The sequence below is a fragment of the Flavobacterium sp. P1_E4 genome (genome assembly GCF_056405915.1).
In genome coordinates, this window is record NZ_JBFUBE010000002.1 from 212,574 (window position 1) to 229,549 (window position 16,976).

The 16,976-nt window shown below is 34.8% G+C and carries 11 protein-coding genes; 5 read left to right on the forward strand and 6 right to left on the reverse strand.

What is annotated here, in order from left to right; genetic code table 11:
• The first annotated feature begins 171 nt into the window (after positions 1-171).
• From AC1DY0_RS02740 to AC1DY0_RS02760, 5 genes are all read left to right on the forward strand, one after another.
• Complete coding sequence (locus tag AC1DY0_RS02740) at positions 172-1,242, forward strand: NADH:flavin oxidoreductase/NADH oxidase (RefSeq protein WP_477187146.1); 1,071 nt, start codon at positions 172-174, stop codon at positions 1,240-1,242.
• Positions 1,243-1,358: 116 nt separating this feature from the next.
• Positions 1,359-2,399, forward strand: a complete 1,041-nt coding sequence (locus AC1DY0_RS02745) for a Gfo/Idh/MocA family protein (protein WP_477187147.1) — start codon at positions 1,359-1,361, stop codon at positions 2,397-2,399.
• Positions 2,400-2,693: 294 nt separating this feature from the next.
• On the forward strand, positions 2,694-3,905 hold the full coding sequence (locus AC1DY0_RS02750) for an MFS transporter (protein WP_477187148.1): 1,212 nt from the start codon (positions 2,694-2,696) through the stop codon (positions 3,903-3,905).
• A 270-nt stretch (positions 3,906-4,175) separates the two neighbouring features.
• Positions 4,176-7,013: a carboxypeptidase-like regulatory domain-containing protein gene (locus AC1DY0_RS02755; protein WP_477187149.1), complete on the forward strand. Its 2,838-nt coding sequence runs from the start codon at positions 4,176-4,178 to the stop codon at positions 7,011-7,013.
• An 18-nt stretch (positions 7,014-7,031) separates the two neighbouring features.
• Positions 7,032-8,381, forward strand: a complete 1,350-nt coding sequence (locus tag AC1DY0_RS02760) for a DUF5689 domain-containing protein (protein ID WP_477187150.1) — start codon at positions 7,032-7,034, stop codon at positions 8,379-8,381.
• Between the two features lie 138 nt (positions 8,382-8,519).
• Here AC1DY0_RS02760 and AC1DY0_RS02765 read toward each other — a convergent pair whose 3' ends face one another.
• From AC1DY0_RS02765 to fabF, 6 genes are all read right to left on the reverse strand, one after another.
• A complete protein-coding gene (locus AC1DY0_RS02765; protein ID WP_477187151.1) occupies positions 8,520-10,637 on the reverse strand; it encodes a glycoside hydrolase family 97 protein in 2,118 nt (705 codons plus the stop codon).
• 459 nt (positions 10,638-11,096) lie between these two features.
• Positions 11,097-12,740, reverse strand: a complete 1,644-nt coding sequence (locus AC1DY0_RS02770; RefSeq protein ID WP_477187152.1) for a DUF6377 domain-containing protein — start codon at positions 12,738-12,740, stop codon at positions 11,097-11,099.
• Between the two features lie 105 nt (positions 12,741-12,845).
• The gene (gene pyk, locus AC1DY0_RS02775; RefSeq protein ID WP_477187153.1) at positions 12,846-14,276 is read right to left on the reverse strand and encodes a pyruvate kinase; all 1,431 of its coding nucleotides are present in this window, start codon (positions 14,274-14,276) and stop codon (positions 12,846-12,848) included.
• 5 nt (positions 14,277-14,281) lie between these two features.
• Positions 14,282-14,770, reverse strand: a complete 489-nt coding sequence (locus AC1DY0_RS02780) for an IPExxxVDY family protein (protein ID WP_477187154.1) — start codon at positions 14,768-14,770, stop codon at positions 14,282-14,284.
• Between the two features lie 114 nt (positions 14,771-14,884).
• On the reverse strand, positions 14,885-15,625 hold the full coding sequence (locus AC1DY0_RS02785; RefSeq protein ID WP_477187155.1) for a ribonuclease III family protein: 741 nt from the start codon (positions 15,623-15,625) through the stop codon (positions 14,885-14,887).
• Positions 15,626-16,885 carry a beta-ketoacyl-ACP synthase II gene (fabF, locus tag AC1DY0_RS02790; protein ID WP_477187156.1) on the reverse strand — a complete coding sequence of 420 codons (1,260 nt, stop codon included), beginning with the start codon at positions 16,883-16,885 and terminating at the stop codon, positions 15,626-15,628.
• Positions 16,886-16,976 lie beyond the last annotated feature (91 nt).

The following is a 16,976-nucleotide window of genomic DNA, read 5'->3' on the forward strand; positions in this document are numbered from 1 at the left end:
CAAAAGTACTATTTTCTATTTTATTATTTGTGCTATATTTTTTTGGATCCTTTTAAATGTTTGTTAATTAATGCATTTTTCATTTTTATTTTAAAGTTAGTGCAATAACTTTACTACATAAAAATCTTGTTTTAATGCAATTTGGCTTAAAACATTAATATCCTTGTATTTATGTCTTCACAATTATTTTCTCCATTACAAATAAAAAGCATCACACTCAAAAACAGAATTACAATTTCTCCTATGTGCCAGTATTCGGCGGAAGATGGCTTTGCCAATGATTGGCATTTAATTCACCTTGGTAGTCGCGCTACGGGTGGATCGGGTTTAATCATTCAAGAAGCGACAGCCGTTTCTCCCGAAGGAAGAATTTCTCCTAGTGATTTAGGTATTTGGAGTGATGATCATATCAAAAAATTACAGTCTATCACGAAGTTTATCATTAGCCAGGATTCGGTTCCGGGAATACAATTGGCCCATGCTGGTAGAAAAGCCAGTGTTTCGTCTCCTTGGTATGGCAATAAAAAATTAGCCCAAAATCAAGGCGGGTGGGAAACTGTTGCGCCAAGTGCGATTGGCTATCACGATAATGAGCAAACCCCAACAGCATTGGATAAAGAAGGAATTCAAAAAGTAATTACCGATTTTAAATTGGCTACCAGAAGAGCTGAGCAAGCAGGTTATCAAGTTCTTGAAATTCACGCAGCACACGGTTATTTATTGCACCAATTTCTGTCGCCTTTGTCTAACTCGAGAACGGATGAGTATGGCGGTTCTTTTGAAAACAGAGTAAGATTGCTTCTTGAAGTGCTAGAGGCTGTTCAGTCTGAATGGTCAAAAGAGTTTCCTTTAATGGTGAGAATCTCGGCTACAGATTGGGCTGATGGCGGTTGGAATGATGAAGAATCAGTGCAACTTTGTAAAATTCTAAAAGAGAAAGGAGTCGATTTAATTGATGTTTCTTCAGGCGGATTGGTGTCTCATCAACAAATTCCTTTAGGGCCTAATTATCAGGTTCATTTTGCCGAAAAAATTAAAAAAGAAACGGGAATTTTGACTGGAGCAGTTGGTTTGATTACCACTTCACAACAAGCGGAGGCTATTGTAGCGAGTGGAAAAGCTGATCTCGTTTTATTTGCTAGAGAGTCACTAAGAAATCCAAACTTAGGTTTGACTTTTGCACAAGAATTGGGAGTTGATGTTCAATGGCCGAAGCAATATGATAGAGCCAAAACGAGATAAGTTCTTGTTTAAACGTTTTCCTGCAAGGTCTTTTTTTGACCTTGTAGGTATTAAATTTAAAATCATACCTACAAGGTTTTTGGAAACCTTGCAGGATTGTAAATCACACAAAATATATGCAAAAAATAAAAACCGCACTACTATCTTATGGAATGTCTGGAAAAGTTTTTCACGCTCCATTTTTGGATTTTCATCCAGGATTTGAATTGGTTGGTTCTTGGGAAAGAAGCAAGCAATTAATTCAATTGGATTATCCAAATGTAAAAAGTTATGCAACTATTGAAGAATTGCTTCAGGATGATATTGATTTGGTAATTGTAAATACGCCGGTTGGAACTCATTTTGAATATGCCAAGCAAGTTTTGCTTGCTGGAAAAAATGCTGTGGTAGAAAAGGCTTTTACCACCACTGTTGCCGAAGCTCAGGAATTAGTGAATTTGTCCGAAGAAAAAGGATTGAAACTTTCTGTTTTCCAGAATCGAAGATGGGACAGTGACCTTAAAACTGTACAAAAGGTTGTCTCGGATAAAGTGTTGGGAGAATTGGTGGAAGCCGAATTTCATTTTGATCGCTATAATCCGTTGTTGAGTCCAAAAGGACATAAAGAAACTGCCAATTCGGGTGCTGGAATTCTGAAGGATTTAGGGCCGCATTTAATTGACCAAGCATTGTTTTTATTTGGATTTCCCCAAAGTGTTTTTGCCGATATTCGAACAACACGGGAACATTCTTTGGTAGATGATTGGATTGATATTTTGCTTTATTATTCAGATTTTAGAGTGCGATTGAAAGCTGGTTTTTTTGTGAGAGAAGCCAATCCTGCGTATGTTATTCACGGAAAAAAAGGTTCTTTCCTAAAACCTCGTGGCGATGTTCAAGAGGATGAATTGAAACTAGGAAAGAAACCAAATCTTACCACTTGGGGGAAAGAAGCTTCTGGTTATGAAGGATTGTTGCATACAGTGATAGATGATAAAATTATAAAAGAGAAAATTCCAACGTTGCAGGGAAATTATTATGATTTTTTTGAAGGTGTTTATCAGTCAATTATTAATGATACCAAAGAACCTGTTACGGCTAAAGAAGGATTGCAGGTGATGCAAATTATTGAAGCAGCTATAGAAAGTAATGCCCAAGGAAAAGTCATAATGTTGTAATAAATGATGTTTTTTAGCACTCAATATCTTGTTTTACAGCTTGGGTGAGGGATAAAAGCTAGCTACCGAAGTAGCGGATAGCCCGACAGCATTAGGGAAAGGGACCGACTAAGCGATATGCTGAGTTGGTCCCTTTTTCTAATGGTGGCACCTCCAAATGTTTCTTATTTTGATGGTATTATTTGCTGTTTTTTCTAACAATAACGTTGTAAATTATTGTATTGAAAGTGTTTGAGTCTTTGGATTGTTTCTTTTCGTACTTTTGACACAAAGGATTCCCAAAAAACAATTATTTTGATAGATTTAAATTTTTTAGGTCGATTTAAGACCAAGGGCAAATACAAGAAAAACTATCGAGATGCAAAAGCATCTTATTTGGTTCGAATTCGTTGGGCAGTTTCCATGTTTTATTTTGCTATGGGTTTGTGTTTTGCTACTTGGGCAAGTCGTATTCCAACGATAAAATCAGCATTGCACCTAAGTGACGGTCAGTTGGGCAGTATTCTTTTTGCCTTACCTGTAGGACAATTAACGATGATGTATTTTTCGGGTAAATTGGTTACTCGCTATGGGAGTCACCGGATTTTGTTTTTTGCAATTATGATGTATGCGGTGAGTTTAACGAATTTGGGATTGGCTCAAAACGCGTGGCAATTGGCTCTTGGATTATATGCTTTCGGAATCTTTGGTAACCTCACTAATATTTCTGTAAATACCCAAGGCGTTTATACAGAAGGACTTTTTAGAAGAACTATTATGTCTTCATTCCACGGGATGTGGAGTTTGGCTGGATTTACAGGTGCATTGGTAGGGTTGGGAATGTTGGCATTGCAACTCAGTACGTATACCCATTTCCTAATAGTTGCTTTTATAGCATTTTTGTTGGTTATATCAAATTTTAAATTTTTGATTAAGGCCAAAGAAACAATCAAAATAGAGAAGAAAAAAGGATTCAGTAAACCAGATGCCACTTTAGTTTCACTCGGAATTATTGGATTTTGTAGTATGGCCAGTGAAGGAATTATGTTTGATTGGAGTGGTGTTTTTTTTAAAGACATAGTCAAAGCACCAGGTGCTTTAATAATTTTAGGCTACACTTCATTTATGATTATGATGGCAAGTGGTCGTTTTTTTGGGGATAAATTGATTAATATATATGGGCGAAAAACGGTAATGAAAATTAGTGGAATTATGATTTCATCTGGTTTCTTCACTGCAGTTGCTTTTCCTTATATAATACCTTCCACAATTGCTTTTATGGTCATTGGCTTGGGAGTTTCTACAGTTGTACCTACTTTGTATAGTATTGCAGGTAAACACCCAACAATCCCTACTGGCGAAGCCTTGACCACTGTTTCAAGTGTAAGTTTCCTTGGTTTTTTGATGGGACCACCTGTTATAGGTTACATTGCCGAACTTTTTAGTTTACGATTCTCATTCGCCTTTATTGGGATTTTTGGTTTTTTTATAGCCTTTATGGTTAGCCGAATTAAGGCTATTAATTAGATCTATAAATTTAAATTATTTCTTTGATTTTGTTATAATTAAGAAAATGACGACCATTTAAAAATTAATTAATAGTTTTTTTCCTAAGTTTGCAACTTAGTTTTTAATCTAATGATTTTTTTATTCGATTAAAAACTAAGATGCCACACTTGCTTTAGGTTTTTACAGTTCATTTTTCCCAAAAACATTTTATCCTTTTTTTAAACGAATCTAATTTTTGGATGCGTTGCGTTTTGTATGCAGCGTGTTCCAAATGTTTACAAAACTGGTATGGGTAAATTTTTGTTAGGAATGCTTTTTTTATTGAAAATGTCTTTTGTATGTGCCCAAAAACCAACAGGAATTAAGGGAAAAATAATCGATGCTAAAACTCAAAAACCATTAGAAAATGTAGTGGTTACGATTGCAAACACACAACTGATGCAACTCACTTCAAGTGATGGTGTTTTTAGTTTTTATGCTGTTGTTCCAGGAAATCAATTATTGCTTTTGCATAGTCAAGGTTTTAAGGATGTTATACTTCCAGTTGAGATTACTAAAGATCAAATGTTGGATTTGGGAGCTATTCCATTAGAGGATAATCAAACTTCAGAGCAACAAACAGGAATAATCACGCTTCTCGAAAGTGACTTGAGCGATGATAATAGTGGTTCCGAAAGTACGTCTGGGCTTTTGCAATCTTCAAGAGATGCTTTTCAGCAAGCTGCGGCTTTCAATTGGGGACAAGCTCGATTTAGGATTCGAGGGCTGGACAGTCAATATGCAACTACAATGATCAACGGTGTTACTATGAACAAACTGTTTGATGGAAGACCGCAATGGGGAGATTGGGGAGGATTGAATAATGTGATTCGTAATCAGGAATTTACAGTGGGTTCTTTTCCTTCAGATTATGCTTTTGGAGGTATTTTGGGAACTCAGGAAATCAATACGCGAGCGTCTATTTACAGACCGGGAACAATTTTATCCTTTTCGGGTACCAATACCAATTACGATTGGCGAATGATGGGAACCTATGCTTCTGGAATGAATAATAAAGGTTGGGCATTCGTGGTTTCGGCAGGAACTCGCTGGGCAACGGAAGGATATTTTGAAGGTACAGATTATAATACCCTAGCTGGTTTTATTAGTGTGGAAAAGAAAATAAATGAACGCAATTCCTTGAATTTCTCAGGATTTTATACACCCAATTCCAGAGCCAAAAATTCGCCAAATACTGCCGAAGTTACTGAATTAACTAGCGAGAAATACAATTCGTATTGGGGCTGGCAAGACGGCAAAAAGCGTAATGCAAGAATAAAAACGATCGAAGAGCCTATCTTGATGCTGAATCATTTTTATACCGTTAATGATATCTCAACTTTGAATTCAAGTTTGACGTATCAATTTGGAAAAATTACCAACAGCAATATTGATTACCAAAATGGTAATAGTCCAGACCCAACTTATTATAGAAAGATGCCGAGCTATTACAGTTCGATGTATGCGCCGGATAACGGAGAGTTTTCTGGAGAATTTACTCCCGATTATGAGAATGCTGGGAAAAGCAGGGAACAGTTTCTAGCAAATAGCCAAATCGATTGGAATGCTTTGTACTATGCCAATCAAGCTCCGATTTTAGATTCCAATGGAAAAATAACAGGCTATATTCCCGCCAAAAGCAATTATGTTTTGTATGAAGACTGCACGGATGACCAAACGTTAACGGGGACTTCCAACTTCAATACACAAATAAGCGACAACCTTTTCTTCACGGCTGGGGGTTTTTACAGTCATCTAAAATCTCATAATTACCAACAATTAACTGATTTATTGGGAGGTTTGTATTTTGATGATATCGATGTTTTTTACAATGGAAATCAGGCACAATCTGATTTGAATCATCCCGATAGACAGGTTGTGGTGGGAGATGCTTATGGTTACAATTTTAGTTATGTTGCAAATAATATAAACCTTTTTACCAATTTTAAATTTACATATGATAAAGGCGATTTTTATTTGGCACAAAATTTCATAAGTACTAATTATCAAAGGGAAGGCTTGTACCAAAATGGAATCTATCCAACCAATTCTTTTGGAAAAAGCGAGAAAGTACAGTTTGAAAATTTTGGTTTTAAAGGTGGAATTCTTTTCAAAATTTCGGGTAGGCAACAGTTGAGTTTTAATGGAGCGTATATTTCAAACCCACCAACAATCAGGAATACATTTCCCAATTCGAGATTGAACAATTCTGTTGTTGATGGTTTAGAAAGTGAAAATATAAGCAGTTTGGATGCGAGTTATTTTTACCGAACTCCAAAATGGCAAACTCGTCTTACTCTTTTTTATGCTACTATAAAAAACATCACACAAACTTCTTTCTTTTATGCCGAAGGGATTTTCGATGATGGAGCAGGATATGCCAATACTGATGCTTTTGTAAGTCAAACATTAACGCATTTGGATAAGAAGAATGTTGGTGCCGAGTTCAGTTTTCAATACCAATTAAACCCAACGTTAATGACTAATTTTTCGGCAGCTTACGGTCAGTTTACATTTGACAGCAACCCAAATGTTACCATAACAAATGATGCTCAAGCGACTATTGAAAATCCTAATCCAGTATTTGATTTTGGAACTTCATCATTAAAAAATTACCGTCAGGCGGGAATGCCACAACAGGCCTTTGCTTTGGGAATTGAATATCGTGATCCCAAATATTGGTGGGTAGGCGCCAATATTAATTATTTGGCTAATAGTTTTATTGATATTTCACCCATTTCTAGAACGGCTACATTTTATAAAAATCCAGAGAGTGGTTTCAATTTTCCGGAAGCTTCAGAGGAGAGAGCCAGAGAATTATTGAAGCAAGAAGAATTTGAGCCTACTACTTTGTTGAACATTTCAGGAGGAAAATCCTGGAAAATAAAGGGAAAGAATGTTGGGCTTTTTGCAACGATAAATAATGTTCTGGATTTTAGTTATAAAACTGGTGGATATGAACAGGCCAGAAATGCAAATTTTAGACAACTCAATCAAGATGTTTCCAGTGGGACACCCAATTTTGGTAACAAATATTTTTATGGTTATGGGAGAACGTATTTTGTAAATCTGTACATCAATTTATAAATTTTAAACAAAAGAAAGATGAATTTAAAATTCAATACTATTTTCTTAGCAGTTGCAATGACTTTTGCGAGCTGTGCAAAGGAAGAATTTGATGTGCCAAAATTAAGCTGTACTCAGCCAGACTTGATAGTAAACCGTACGGTCGAAGAAGTACGCGCGAGCTCAAGCTCCATAGTAACGCAATATACATACGATGATATTATCGAAGCATATGTGGTCTCCAGTGATGAGGCTGGGAATTTTTTCAAGACAATCTCGTTTCAAACTTTGGCGACAGCGACAACACCAGCGATGGGTTTTAGTGTTCCTGTAGATGCCTCGAATACGTACATTGATTTTAGGCTTGGAAATAAAGTTTATATCAAAATGAAAAATCAATACACGGATATTTACTTTGGTGGAATGCGTATTGGGAGTATTTATGTCAATACGTATAACGAAGGAGGTGTTGGACGAATTTCTCCAAACGATTATAAAAATGTGCTGAATGCTTCTTGTACAATAGTGGATGAGGAACTTTTGGTTCGGCCTATTTCAATAACCGATTTGCTGCAGGATTCAAACATCAATACGTTGGTTGAATTGTCAGAGGTGCAATTTACAAATGATGCGATTGGGAGACATTATTATGAAGAATCCAATGATATTGGTGGTGGAACCAATTGGAGTTTGATGGATAAATTAGGGAATCAAGTGTTGTTTCGAACTAGTAGTTTTGCTGATTTTGCAGATAAAATTGTTCCAGATGGAAGCGGAAAAGTGCGTGGGGTTTTGACCAAGTTTGGTTCAGACTATCAACTATTGGCTCGATCCGAAAAAGATGTAGCACTTACAGGAACTGCTGCTGTTCCATTCTTTTCAGAAAACTTTCAAAGTGTCGAAACAAATACTAAACTCAATCTTCCGGGTTGGTCAAATATGGTACAAAAAGGAACAAAATTTTGGCTTGGGACAATGTACGCAGGGAATGGATATGCGGAGTTTAATACAACAGGAACAAAAGCAGCATCGAATATTGCTTGGCTGATTTCTCCAAAAATTGATATGGATGTACATACCAATGAAGTGCTTACTTTTAGAACAGCCCAACATCATTTGGATGTGGATTCTCCCTTAAATTCGCTCGAAGTGTATGTCTCTAATGATTTTGATGGTTTGAATATTGCCAAAGCTACTTGGGTTCCGCTCACAGTTGTATTGCCTAAGCAAGCTACACCTTGGTACCAGTTTGTGGGTTCTGGTGGAGTGGATTTATCAACTTACACAGGGGAAATAAACATTGCTTTCAAGTACATTGGCTCGGGTAAAAACCTTGCTTTGGATGGCGCTTTTCAAGTGGATGATATTCAGATTTTCGGGAACAAGTAAAACCTTTAGGCATTCTAATTTAAAATTAGAATCTATTTTAAACCATTAAGACATTAAGCTTCATTAAGTTTTTAATCCTTAATGAAGCTTAATGTCTTAATGGTTCACTTTTTCTAATCCGTTCGGATTAGAAAAAAATTATTTCTTATTTTCAATGATGCTTATTGCGTAACCGCCGCCAGCTGCACTCAATTGAGAAAGTTTTGATGTATTGGTTACCTGTATTTTTCGAACGGTATATGCTTGTGGATTTGTTTTGTAATTGGCGTCTTTCCCATCAGCATAAATAGTTGCAGTGTATTTTTTTCCTTTTTCTAAAAAAGAAAAATTAATGTTCGAAGTACGAGGTTCGTACCCATTTACATTCCCAATAAACCAGTTATTTGTTCCTTTTGCTTTTCTGGCTACGGTTATATATTGACCTGGTTCTGCTTCCAGGTAGTTGCTTTCACTCCAATCTACCGCTACATCTTTAATGAATTGAAACGCATCCGGAAATTTATTGTAGTGTTCAGGAAAATCTGCAGCCATTTGCAACGGACTGTAAAGTGTTACATACAACGCCAATTGATTGGCAATCGTGCTGTTTACGTGTGATTTATTGTTAGGACTAAATTTGCTTAAATCCATTTCGAAAATACCAGGAGTATAATCCATTGGTCCACCAATTAATCTAGTAAAAGGCAATAATGTTACGTGGTTCGGTTTTGATCCACCAAAAGCCTGGTATTCTGTTCCTCTGGCCGCTTCATTACCAATTAAGTTTGGATAAGTTCTGCAAATACCAGTTGGTCTAACCGCTTCATGGGCATTAACCATAATTTTATATTCAGCTGCTTTTTCTATGGCATATTGATAATGGTTAATCATAAATTGGTTGTAATGATTATTGCCATTCGATATTATACTTCCCACATAACCACTTTTTACGGCATCATATCCATTGTCTTTCATGAATTGATATGCTTTATCCATATGACGCTCATAGTTACGAACCGACCCAGATGTTTCATGGTGCATAATCATTTTTACGCCTTTGGATTTTGCATATTCATGCAAGCCTTTTACATCAAAATCGGGATAAGGAGTTACAAAGTCAAAAACATAGTCTTTGTAATGACCAAACCAATCTTCCCAACCTTCATTCCAACCTTCAACAAGTACTGCTCCAAAACCATTTGCGGCAGCAAAATCGATATATTTTTTCACATTGGCAGTATTTGCACCATGTGTTCCGTTAGGTTTTGCTTTAGAAAAATCAGTAACTCCAAGTTGTACCGATGGAAATTCATCTGTATAAGACCATGAACTTTTCCCTGAAATCATTTCCCACCATACACCAACGTATTTTATCGGTTTAATCCAAGAGGTATCTTCTATTTTGCAAGGATCGTTTAAATTCAAAGTCATTTTTGAAGCAAGAATTTCTCTTGCATCATCGCTTACAATGATAGTACGCCAAGGCGAATGTGTTGGTGCTTGAATATATCCTTTATCTCCTTTTTCATCTGGGGTCAGCCAAGATTCAAATACCATATTTTTGTCATCCAAATTCAAATGCATACAAGAATAATTAATCAATGCAGCTTCGTGTAAATTGATGTACAATCCGTCAGCTGTTTTCAGCATAAGGGAAGTTTGTACACCAGTTGGTGAAAAGGAAGTTTGGGATAAATTATCAGTTTTTGCTTTTTCGGTTAGTCCTCTTATTTCAGATAATTTAGAAGTGGTGTAATCGTATTCTTGTGTGTCATAATCCCCAGGAATCCAAAAAGCAGTATGATCACCAGTCATAGCAAATTGAGTTCTCTCTTCTTTTATGACAAAATAAACCAAGTTTTTTTGTGTTGGGAATTCATATCGAAAGCCTAATCCATCATTAAACAATCGGAAACGAATGATGATTTGTCTGTCTGTTTCTTTCTGATTTAGCGTAATTGCAAGTTCATTATATTGATTTCTGATGCTTTCAACTTCACCCCAAACCGGCTTCCATGTTTCATCAAAAGAGGAAGTTTTGGAATCAATTACAGTGAAATCATTCAGTAATGATTTTTTGTCGTTTTTTAGTTCAAGACCTAATTTACTTGTCTTTATAACAGTTTTGTCTTTGTAGTTTAAACTATAACTTGGAGTTCCATCCTTTTGCAATGAAAATTCCATTGTGAATTTTCCATTAGGGGATTTCAACTGTTGGGCATTGGCATATTGCAAAACCAACAAACAGAACAGAGCTGTATAAAGTAAATGTTTCATTGTTTTTAATATAAATTAGAGATTGATTTTTTGAATTACTTTTGACGAAATCGATTTATTAATTGTAAAAAGGATATATCGTTTTCGTGAAAGTAAAAGTATACGCTTTAGAGTTTGAAAAATTCAATCGTTTTAAAAAAGTAGATTGTAATTTCAAAAATACAATTTAAAATATTTATAATCAATAAGTTGTGAATGTTTTAAATTAAAAAAAAGTGGCAGGAAAGTAAGTAAAAATTTGAGTCAAAAGTAAATTTGGCTTGATTTTATAACTAATTGCATTTTTATTTGGGCGTGACCCTCCGTAAAAACTTCGGGTCGGGCTTTCCGTTCCCGCTTTTTTTTACCCCAAAAAAAATGGGATAAAAAAAGAGCTCCACTTCATCCCTCACGCAACTGCCAGTTAAGAAAATTGGTGTAAAACAAACTATAAATTTTGAATTAAGATAGAAATGTAATTTATTTATTTCCAGCTCCAATTTGCATCACTTTTTCTTCAAATTCATCTCTAGGTCCAGCCGATTTGTTTTTGAGTTGCGAACGATAATTGTAAATAGTCGAAATGGAGTATCTGAGGAATACAGAAATCTTAGCACTGTCCTTTATTCCTAAACGAATGAGTGCAAAAATCCTTAATTCGGTATTGAGTTGTTCGCCATCTTTTGTCTGAATGGCATCTTCGGGGATTAATAAAGCATTAAAATCATGAATAAAATTAGGAAAGAGTTGCAAAAAGGTTTTGTCAAAATTTGCATAAAACTCTTTTAATTCATTTTCGATATATTCTTTTGATTTTACTGCACTTACCAAATCATTCAGTTTCCCCGTAGTTGCCAATACATTTAGTTTTCGTTGGTATTCATCCAGTTTTCCTAAATAATCAGAACATTGGTCCATATAGCGACCAATATATATTTCCTTTAAAAAATTGGCTTCGCTCAAAGTATTATTGGAGAGATTTAGTTTCTGATTAAAAGTGTTTAATTCAGCATTTAATTCAGAAAGTTTATCATTAGCCAAGCTTAAATCGCTCTTTGCTTTAGATAATTTCTTCATTTGTCTAATGAGTAAAAACAAAAGAGTAAGCAATACGAGTGCCAAAAAACTGGCACTAATTAAAAACACCATCAATTGAAATCTGTTGGTTTCGTTTTGTTGCTGATACGACTCGCTGATGATGGGAAGCATCTTCGATATTTCATAGGTTCTCAAGCGGGCGTTGCAGATAACTGCATCGTCGAGAGAACGTTTTATGTAGGTATAAGCTCGCTCAATATCACCATCTTCATAGAGTAGAAAAGCCAATGAACGAAGCGAAATGTATTCTTTTTTTGCCAATTGTAAATCAGATAGCGCCGAGATACTTAGCCATTTTTTTTCTTGATTTCTATCTTTTTTTAACTTGTATGCTTGTGAAATGATATAGGATATTATGGCTCGATTAGGATCATTTTGTTGAATTTTTGAAAAGAAAGGAAGTAACAAATCGAGAGTTTCGTCAGGCTTTTTATTGTCTAAATAACAATCGGCCTTAGCAATAATGAATGGAGTAGAATTATGAGGGTAAAAATTTACACAGGAATCCCGGTATTTTTTTGAAAGCAAAAGGTACTTTTCTTTTTCTTGTTGGGAAGAAGCATTGTCGGCCATTTGCCCATAGATTACTCTACTAATGCCATAAAAAGAACCTTTTAAGTTGGGGGTAGAAACAATGGGAATGGCATTCAGTACATCGATTCCTTCTTTGTACATGCCTAATGTTCCCATAATGGAAACGAGGTTAAATTTAGCCTGATTTAATTTTTCAAGCTCATTTAGATTTTCCGCTATTTGAAAATTCTTTCGGGCATAAACCAAAGCAGAATCGGATTGATACGATTGGTATTCATTATATAGTTTTTGTGTAATATTATATTCTTGTTCAGAATCAATAGTGCGTTTTAATAGTGCTTTAAGCTGCGTAATTCCGTGTTCTTTCTTTTGTGTATAGGAATTGTTTTCAATAGTCTTGTCTATTTCAAGCAATAGATTATTTGAATTATTTTGTGCAAATAAAGGAAATGATAGAAGTGAAATAATAAGAAACAGTGAAAAGCGATTCATTAAGGTTAGATTTGTTTCCTGTAAAAATAATTAAAAATTTAAATGAAAAACCGTCTTGAATCTTTAAAAGATTTAAGACGGTTTTATATTTTGATGCACTAAAAGTTATTCTATTTCAGAAACTCTTAAGGTATTTACCATTCCTTTATCGGAAATTGGCATAGCGGCTAAGTTGATTAAGAAATCACCTTTTTTCACAAAACCTTTTTCTTTTACAATGTTATTTACATCCGTAACAGTATCATCTGTACTAACTGATTTTTCGTAATAGAATGATTTTACTCCCCATAATAAATTAAGTTGAGTCAAGATTCTTTTATTAGAAGTAAAAACCAAAACGTGAGCAGAAGGTCTCCATGCTGAAATTTGGAATGCAGTATAACCACTATTAGTTAAAGTACAAATAGCTTTTGCTTTGATAGCATTGGCCATAATAGCTGCATGTTGACAAATTGTTTTAGTGATAAAACGGTTTGTTCTTACTTGTGGAGAGTTTTGAGGAACTTGAATAAGTGGAGAATCTTCAACAGCTTCAATGATTTGAGTCATTTTTTGAATAACTTGTACAGGATAATTTCCAGTAGCCGTTTCTCCAGAAAGCATTACTGCATCTGCACCATCCATTACAGAGTTGGCAACGTCATTTACTTCAGCGCGAGTTGGAGTCAAACTAGTAATCATTGTTTCCATCATTTGAGTCGCAACAATAACTGGAATTCTAGCTGTTTTAGCTCTGCGAATTAATTCTTTTTGTACCAATGGCACTTCATGAGCAGGAAGTTCAACTCCCAAATCTCCTCTGGCTACCATTAAAGCATCACAATAAGCAACAATTCTATCCATGTTTTCTAATGCTTCTGGCATTTCGATTTTGGCTATAATTGGAATTTTATGTTCAGAATGCTTAGCGATTAATTCTTGTAAATCTTGTAAGTCTCTTGGAGTTTTTACAAATGAAAGTGCAATCCAGTCTAATTTTTGTTCGATTGCAAAAATAGCATCTGCAACGTCTTTCTCGGTCATTGCAGGTAATGAAATCTTAGTGTTTGGTAAATTTACCCCTTTCTTTGATTTCAATTCACCACCTTGAATAACACGCGCTATAACTTCTGTTTTTTTATCAGTTTCAACGATTTCAAAAATTAATTTTCCGTCATCAAGTAATATTCTTTCTCCAGGATTTACATCATTAGGAAAGTTTTGGTACTTCATGAAGACTTTTTTGGCGGTTCCTAATATATCTTCTGCAGTTGTAAAAGTGATTAAATCACCGTCGTTTACAACAACTCCGTCTTCCATTACTCCAACACGTAGTTTAGGTCCTTGTAAATCTCCTAGAATCCCGGTAGTATATCCAAATTCTTCGTTTATACCGCGGATAATGCTTATCTTATTTTTTACGTCTTCGTAATCAGCATGGGAAAAATTTACTCTAAATACATTTACACCTGCTTCAATCATGTCTTTTATGATTTCTCGTGTGCTACATGCAGGCCCAAGTGTGGCTACAATTTTGGTCTTTTTGTTAGTATGCATTTGTATTAAAAAATTAAATTGTTTTTAGATTTTATTTTATTTGTGTCAACAATATACATAGTTGCTATATTGTCTATTGTATTCAATTCATTCTGTATTTTCAAAAGATTCAAATTCTCGTCGCTATTTTCTATTTTCAAAAAGTAATCTACTTTTTTAAATTCAGGAAGCATATACACTTTTGTGGCAACTTCTAAATTTATATTCGAAAATAAACTCTGGTTTTCTTCTTTTTTTTGTTGAATGACTTCGTTTTTATTTTGTATCAAATCCCAAGAAATCTCTTTTTTCTTTTCATAATAATGAAATCTAGAAAAATGAGCTTCTCCTTCTTTAACTGTAATTTGAATTTCTTTTATAGATTTATTCAGATTAACATGAAGTTTTTGATTGATAAAATAAGCCAATCGGTAATCTTCTAATGAAGTATGAATAGCAATAAGACTATAATCTATTTCGTCAAATTCGCCAAAATCCAGTTTATGAATTGCCATTTCATTAAAAAATAAGATGTAAATATAGTATTTCTATTGTAGCAAAAGGTTGCTTAGCGGATATGATTTTGATATTTTATTAACGAAAACGATGTAGTATTGGTAATAGAATAGTTATTTTCTGTCAATTTTCTCTTGAAATGCAAAGTAAGCGCGTTGAGATGCTTTTTCTTCAGCTTTCTTTTTAGAAGTAGCTCTGGCTTTTGCAATTACTTTGTCATCAATACTAAGTTTTACTCCAAATAAGCGTTGGCCATCAATAGCATTGTCTTCATAGATATCATAGTGAAACTGTTTTTTCTCTTTTTGACACCATTCGATAACAAGACTTTTGTAGCTGATTACTTTTCCCTCTAGTCGTGCAATGTCAACATAAGGGATGATTACTCTCTTTTGGATGAATTTTTCGCAATATTGATATCCTTTGTCTAAGTAAATGGCTCCGATCAAAGATTCAAATATATTACCATGTATGTTTTCGCCAAAATGATGAACAGGTACTTTGCTTTCAACAAATTGGATTAAATTTAAATCTTTACCTAATTCATTTAAATGTTCTCTACTGACTATTTTAGAGCGCATTTTTGTTAAATAACCTTCGTCTCCAAGTGGAGCTTCTTTAAATAAGTGAGCCGCAATTACAGAACTTAGCATTGCATCTCCTAAAAATTCAAGTCTTTCGTAATTGATTGGGCTTCCCTTTGGATCGATACGATTAGATGAGCGATGTGTAAATGCTTTTTTGTAACAGTCTAGCGTTACAGGATCGAAACCCAAAATAGGTTGAATAGCATCAAAAAAAATCCCGTCTTCTAGAGAACGGGATTTTGAGAATATTTTTTTTAGTATACGCATTTATGCTTTGTAATCTAATTTTTTTACCAAAACACAAGCATTGTGGCCACCAAAACCAAATGTATTACTCATAACAACGTTCATTTCTCTTTTTTGAGCAACGTTAAAAGTAAAGTTTAATTTTGGGTCAATATTTTCATCATCTGTAAAATGATTGATTGTTGGAGGAACAATACCATATTTTAATGAAAGAATACAAGATATAGCTTCAATTGCTCCAGTAGCACCAAGTAAGTGACCTGTCATTGATTTTGTTGAATTCAAATTCATTGTGTAAGCGTGTTCACCAAAAACGTGTAGAATTGCTTTTGATTCTCCGATATCACCAAGAGGAGTTGAAGTTCCATGCATATTTACACCATCTACATCAGTTGGTTCTAAACCAGCATCTCTTAAACAGTTTAACATTACATTTTTAGCTCCTAATCCTTCAGGATGTGGTGCAGTAATGTGATAAGCATCTGCAGACATTCCGCCTCCGCCAATTTCACAGTAAATTTTTGCTCCACGAGCCACAGCATGTTCGTATTCTTCTAGGATTAATGCTCCAGCACCTTCACCCAATACAAATCCATCTCTGTCTTTGTCCATAGGTCTTGAAGCTGTTTTTGGATCGTCATTTCTGGTTGATAAAGCATGCATAGCATTAAAACCTCCCATTCCTGCAATTGTTACAGCTGCTTCTGAACCACCTGTTACTATTGCATCGGCATGACCTAGTCTAATGTAATTGAAAGCATCAATGATAGCGTTTGTTGATGATGCACAAGCTGAAACAGTTGTGAAATTTGGACCTCTAAGTCCATATTTCATTGAAATAAGTCCGCCTGCAATATCTGCAATCATTTTTGGTATGAAGAAAGGATTAAATTTTGGTGTACCATCTCCGGCTGCAAAATTAAGAACCTCAATTTGAAAAGTTTCTAATCCTCCAATTCCAGAACCCCAAATAACACCTACTCTGTCTTTGTCTAATTTGTCAAAATCAAAATCAGCATCTTTAATAGCTTCGTCTGATGCAACCGCAGCATATTGTGCGTAACGGTCCATTTTTCTTGCCTCTTTTCTCTCTATAAAGTCTTCAACATTGAAGTTCTTTACTTCGCAGGCAAACTTTGTTCTAAATTTTGAAGCATCGAAATAGGTTATTGGAGCAGCGCCACTAACACCATTGATTAGACCATTCCAAAATTCCTCAATATTATTACCAATGGGAGTAAGAGCACCAAGGCCTGTTACAACAACTCTTCTTAAAACCATAACGTTTTTATTTTTGTTATCTTTTAACAAATAAAGCCCATGCTTTCTATACTATAAGAAGTAACTAAAAGAGACATGGGTATTATAATGT

What these genes read in the sequence shown, in the direction of transcription:
- AC1DY0_RS02740 (WP_477187146.1), top strand. Translation starts at nt 172, where the DNA reads ATGTCTTCACAATTATTTTCTCCATTACAAATAAAAAGCATCACACTC.
- AC1DY0_RS02745 (WP_477187147.1), top strand. Translation starts at nt 1,359, where the DNA reads ATGCAAAAAATAAAAACCGCACTACTATCTTATGGAATGTCTGGAAAA.
- AC1DY0_RS02755 (WP_477187149.1), top strand. Translation starts at nt 4,176, where the DNA reads ATGGGTAAATTTTTGTTAGGAATGCTTTTTTTATTGAAAATGTCTTTT.
- AC1DY0_RS02760 (WP_477187150.1), top strand. Translation starts at nt 7,032, where the DNA reads ATGAATTTAAAATTCAATACTATTTTCTTAGCAGTTGCAATGACTTTT.
- AC1DY0_RS02765 (WP_477187151.1), bottom strand. Translation starts at nt 10,637, where the DNA reads ATGAAACATTTACTTTATACAGCTCTGTTCTGTTTGTTGGTTTTGCAA.
- AC1DY0_RS02770 (WP_477187152.1), bottom strand. Translation starts at nt 12,740, where the DNA reads ATGAATCGCTTTTCACTGTTTCTTATTATTTCACTTCTATCATTTCCT.
- pyk (WP_477187153.1), bottom strand. Translation starts at nt 14,276, where the DNA reads ATGCATACTAACAAAAAGACCAAAATTGTAGCCACACTTGGGCCTGCA.
- AC1DY0_RS02780 (WP_477187154.1), bottom strand. Translation starts at nt 14,770, where the DNA reads ATGGCAATTCATAAACTGGATTTTGGCGAATTTGACGAAATAGATTAT.
- AC1DY0_RS02785 (WP_477187155.1), bottom strand. Translation starts at nt 15,625, where the DNA reads ATGCGTATACTAAAAAAAATATTCTCAAAATCCCGTTCTCTAGAAGAC.
- fabF (WP_477187156.1), bottom strand. Translation starts at nt 16,885, where the DNA reads ATGGTTTTAAGAAGAGTTGTTGTAACAGGCCTTGGTGCTCTTACTCCC.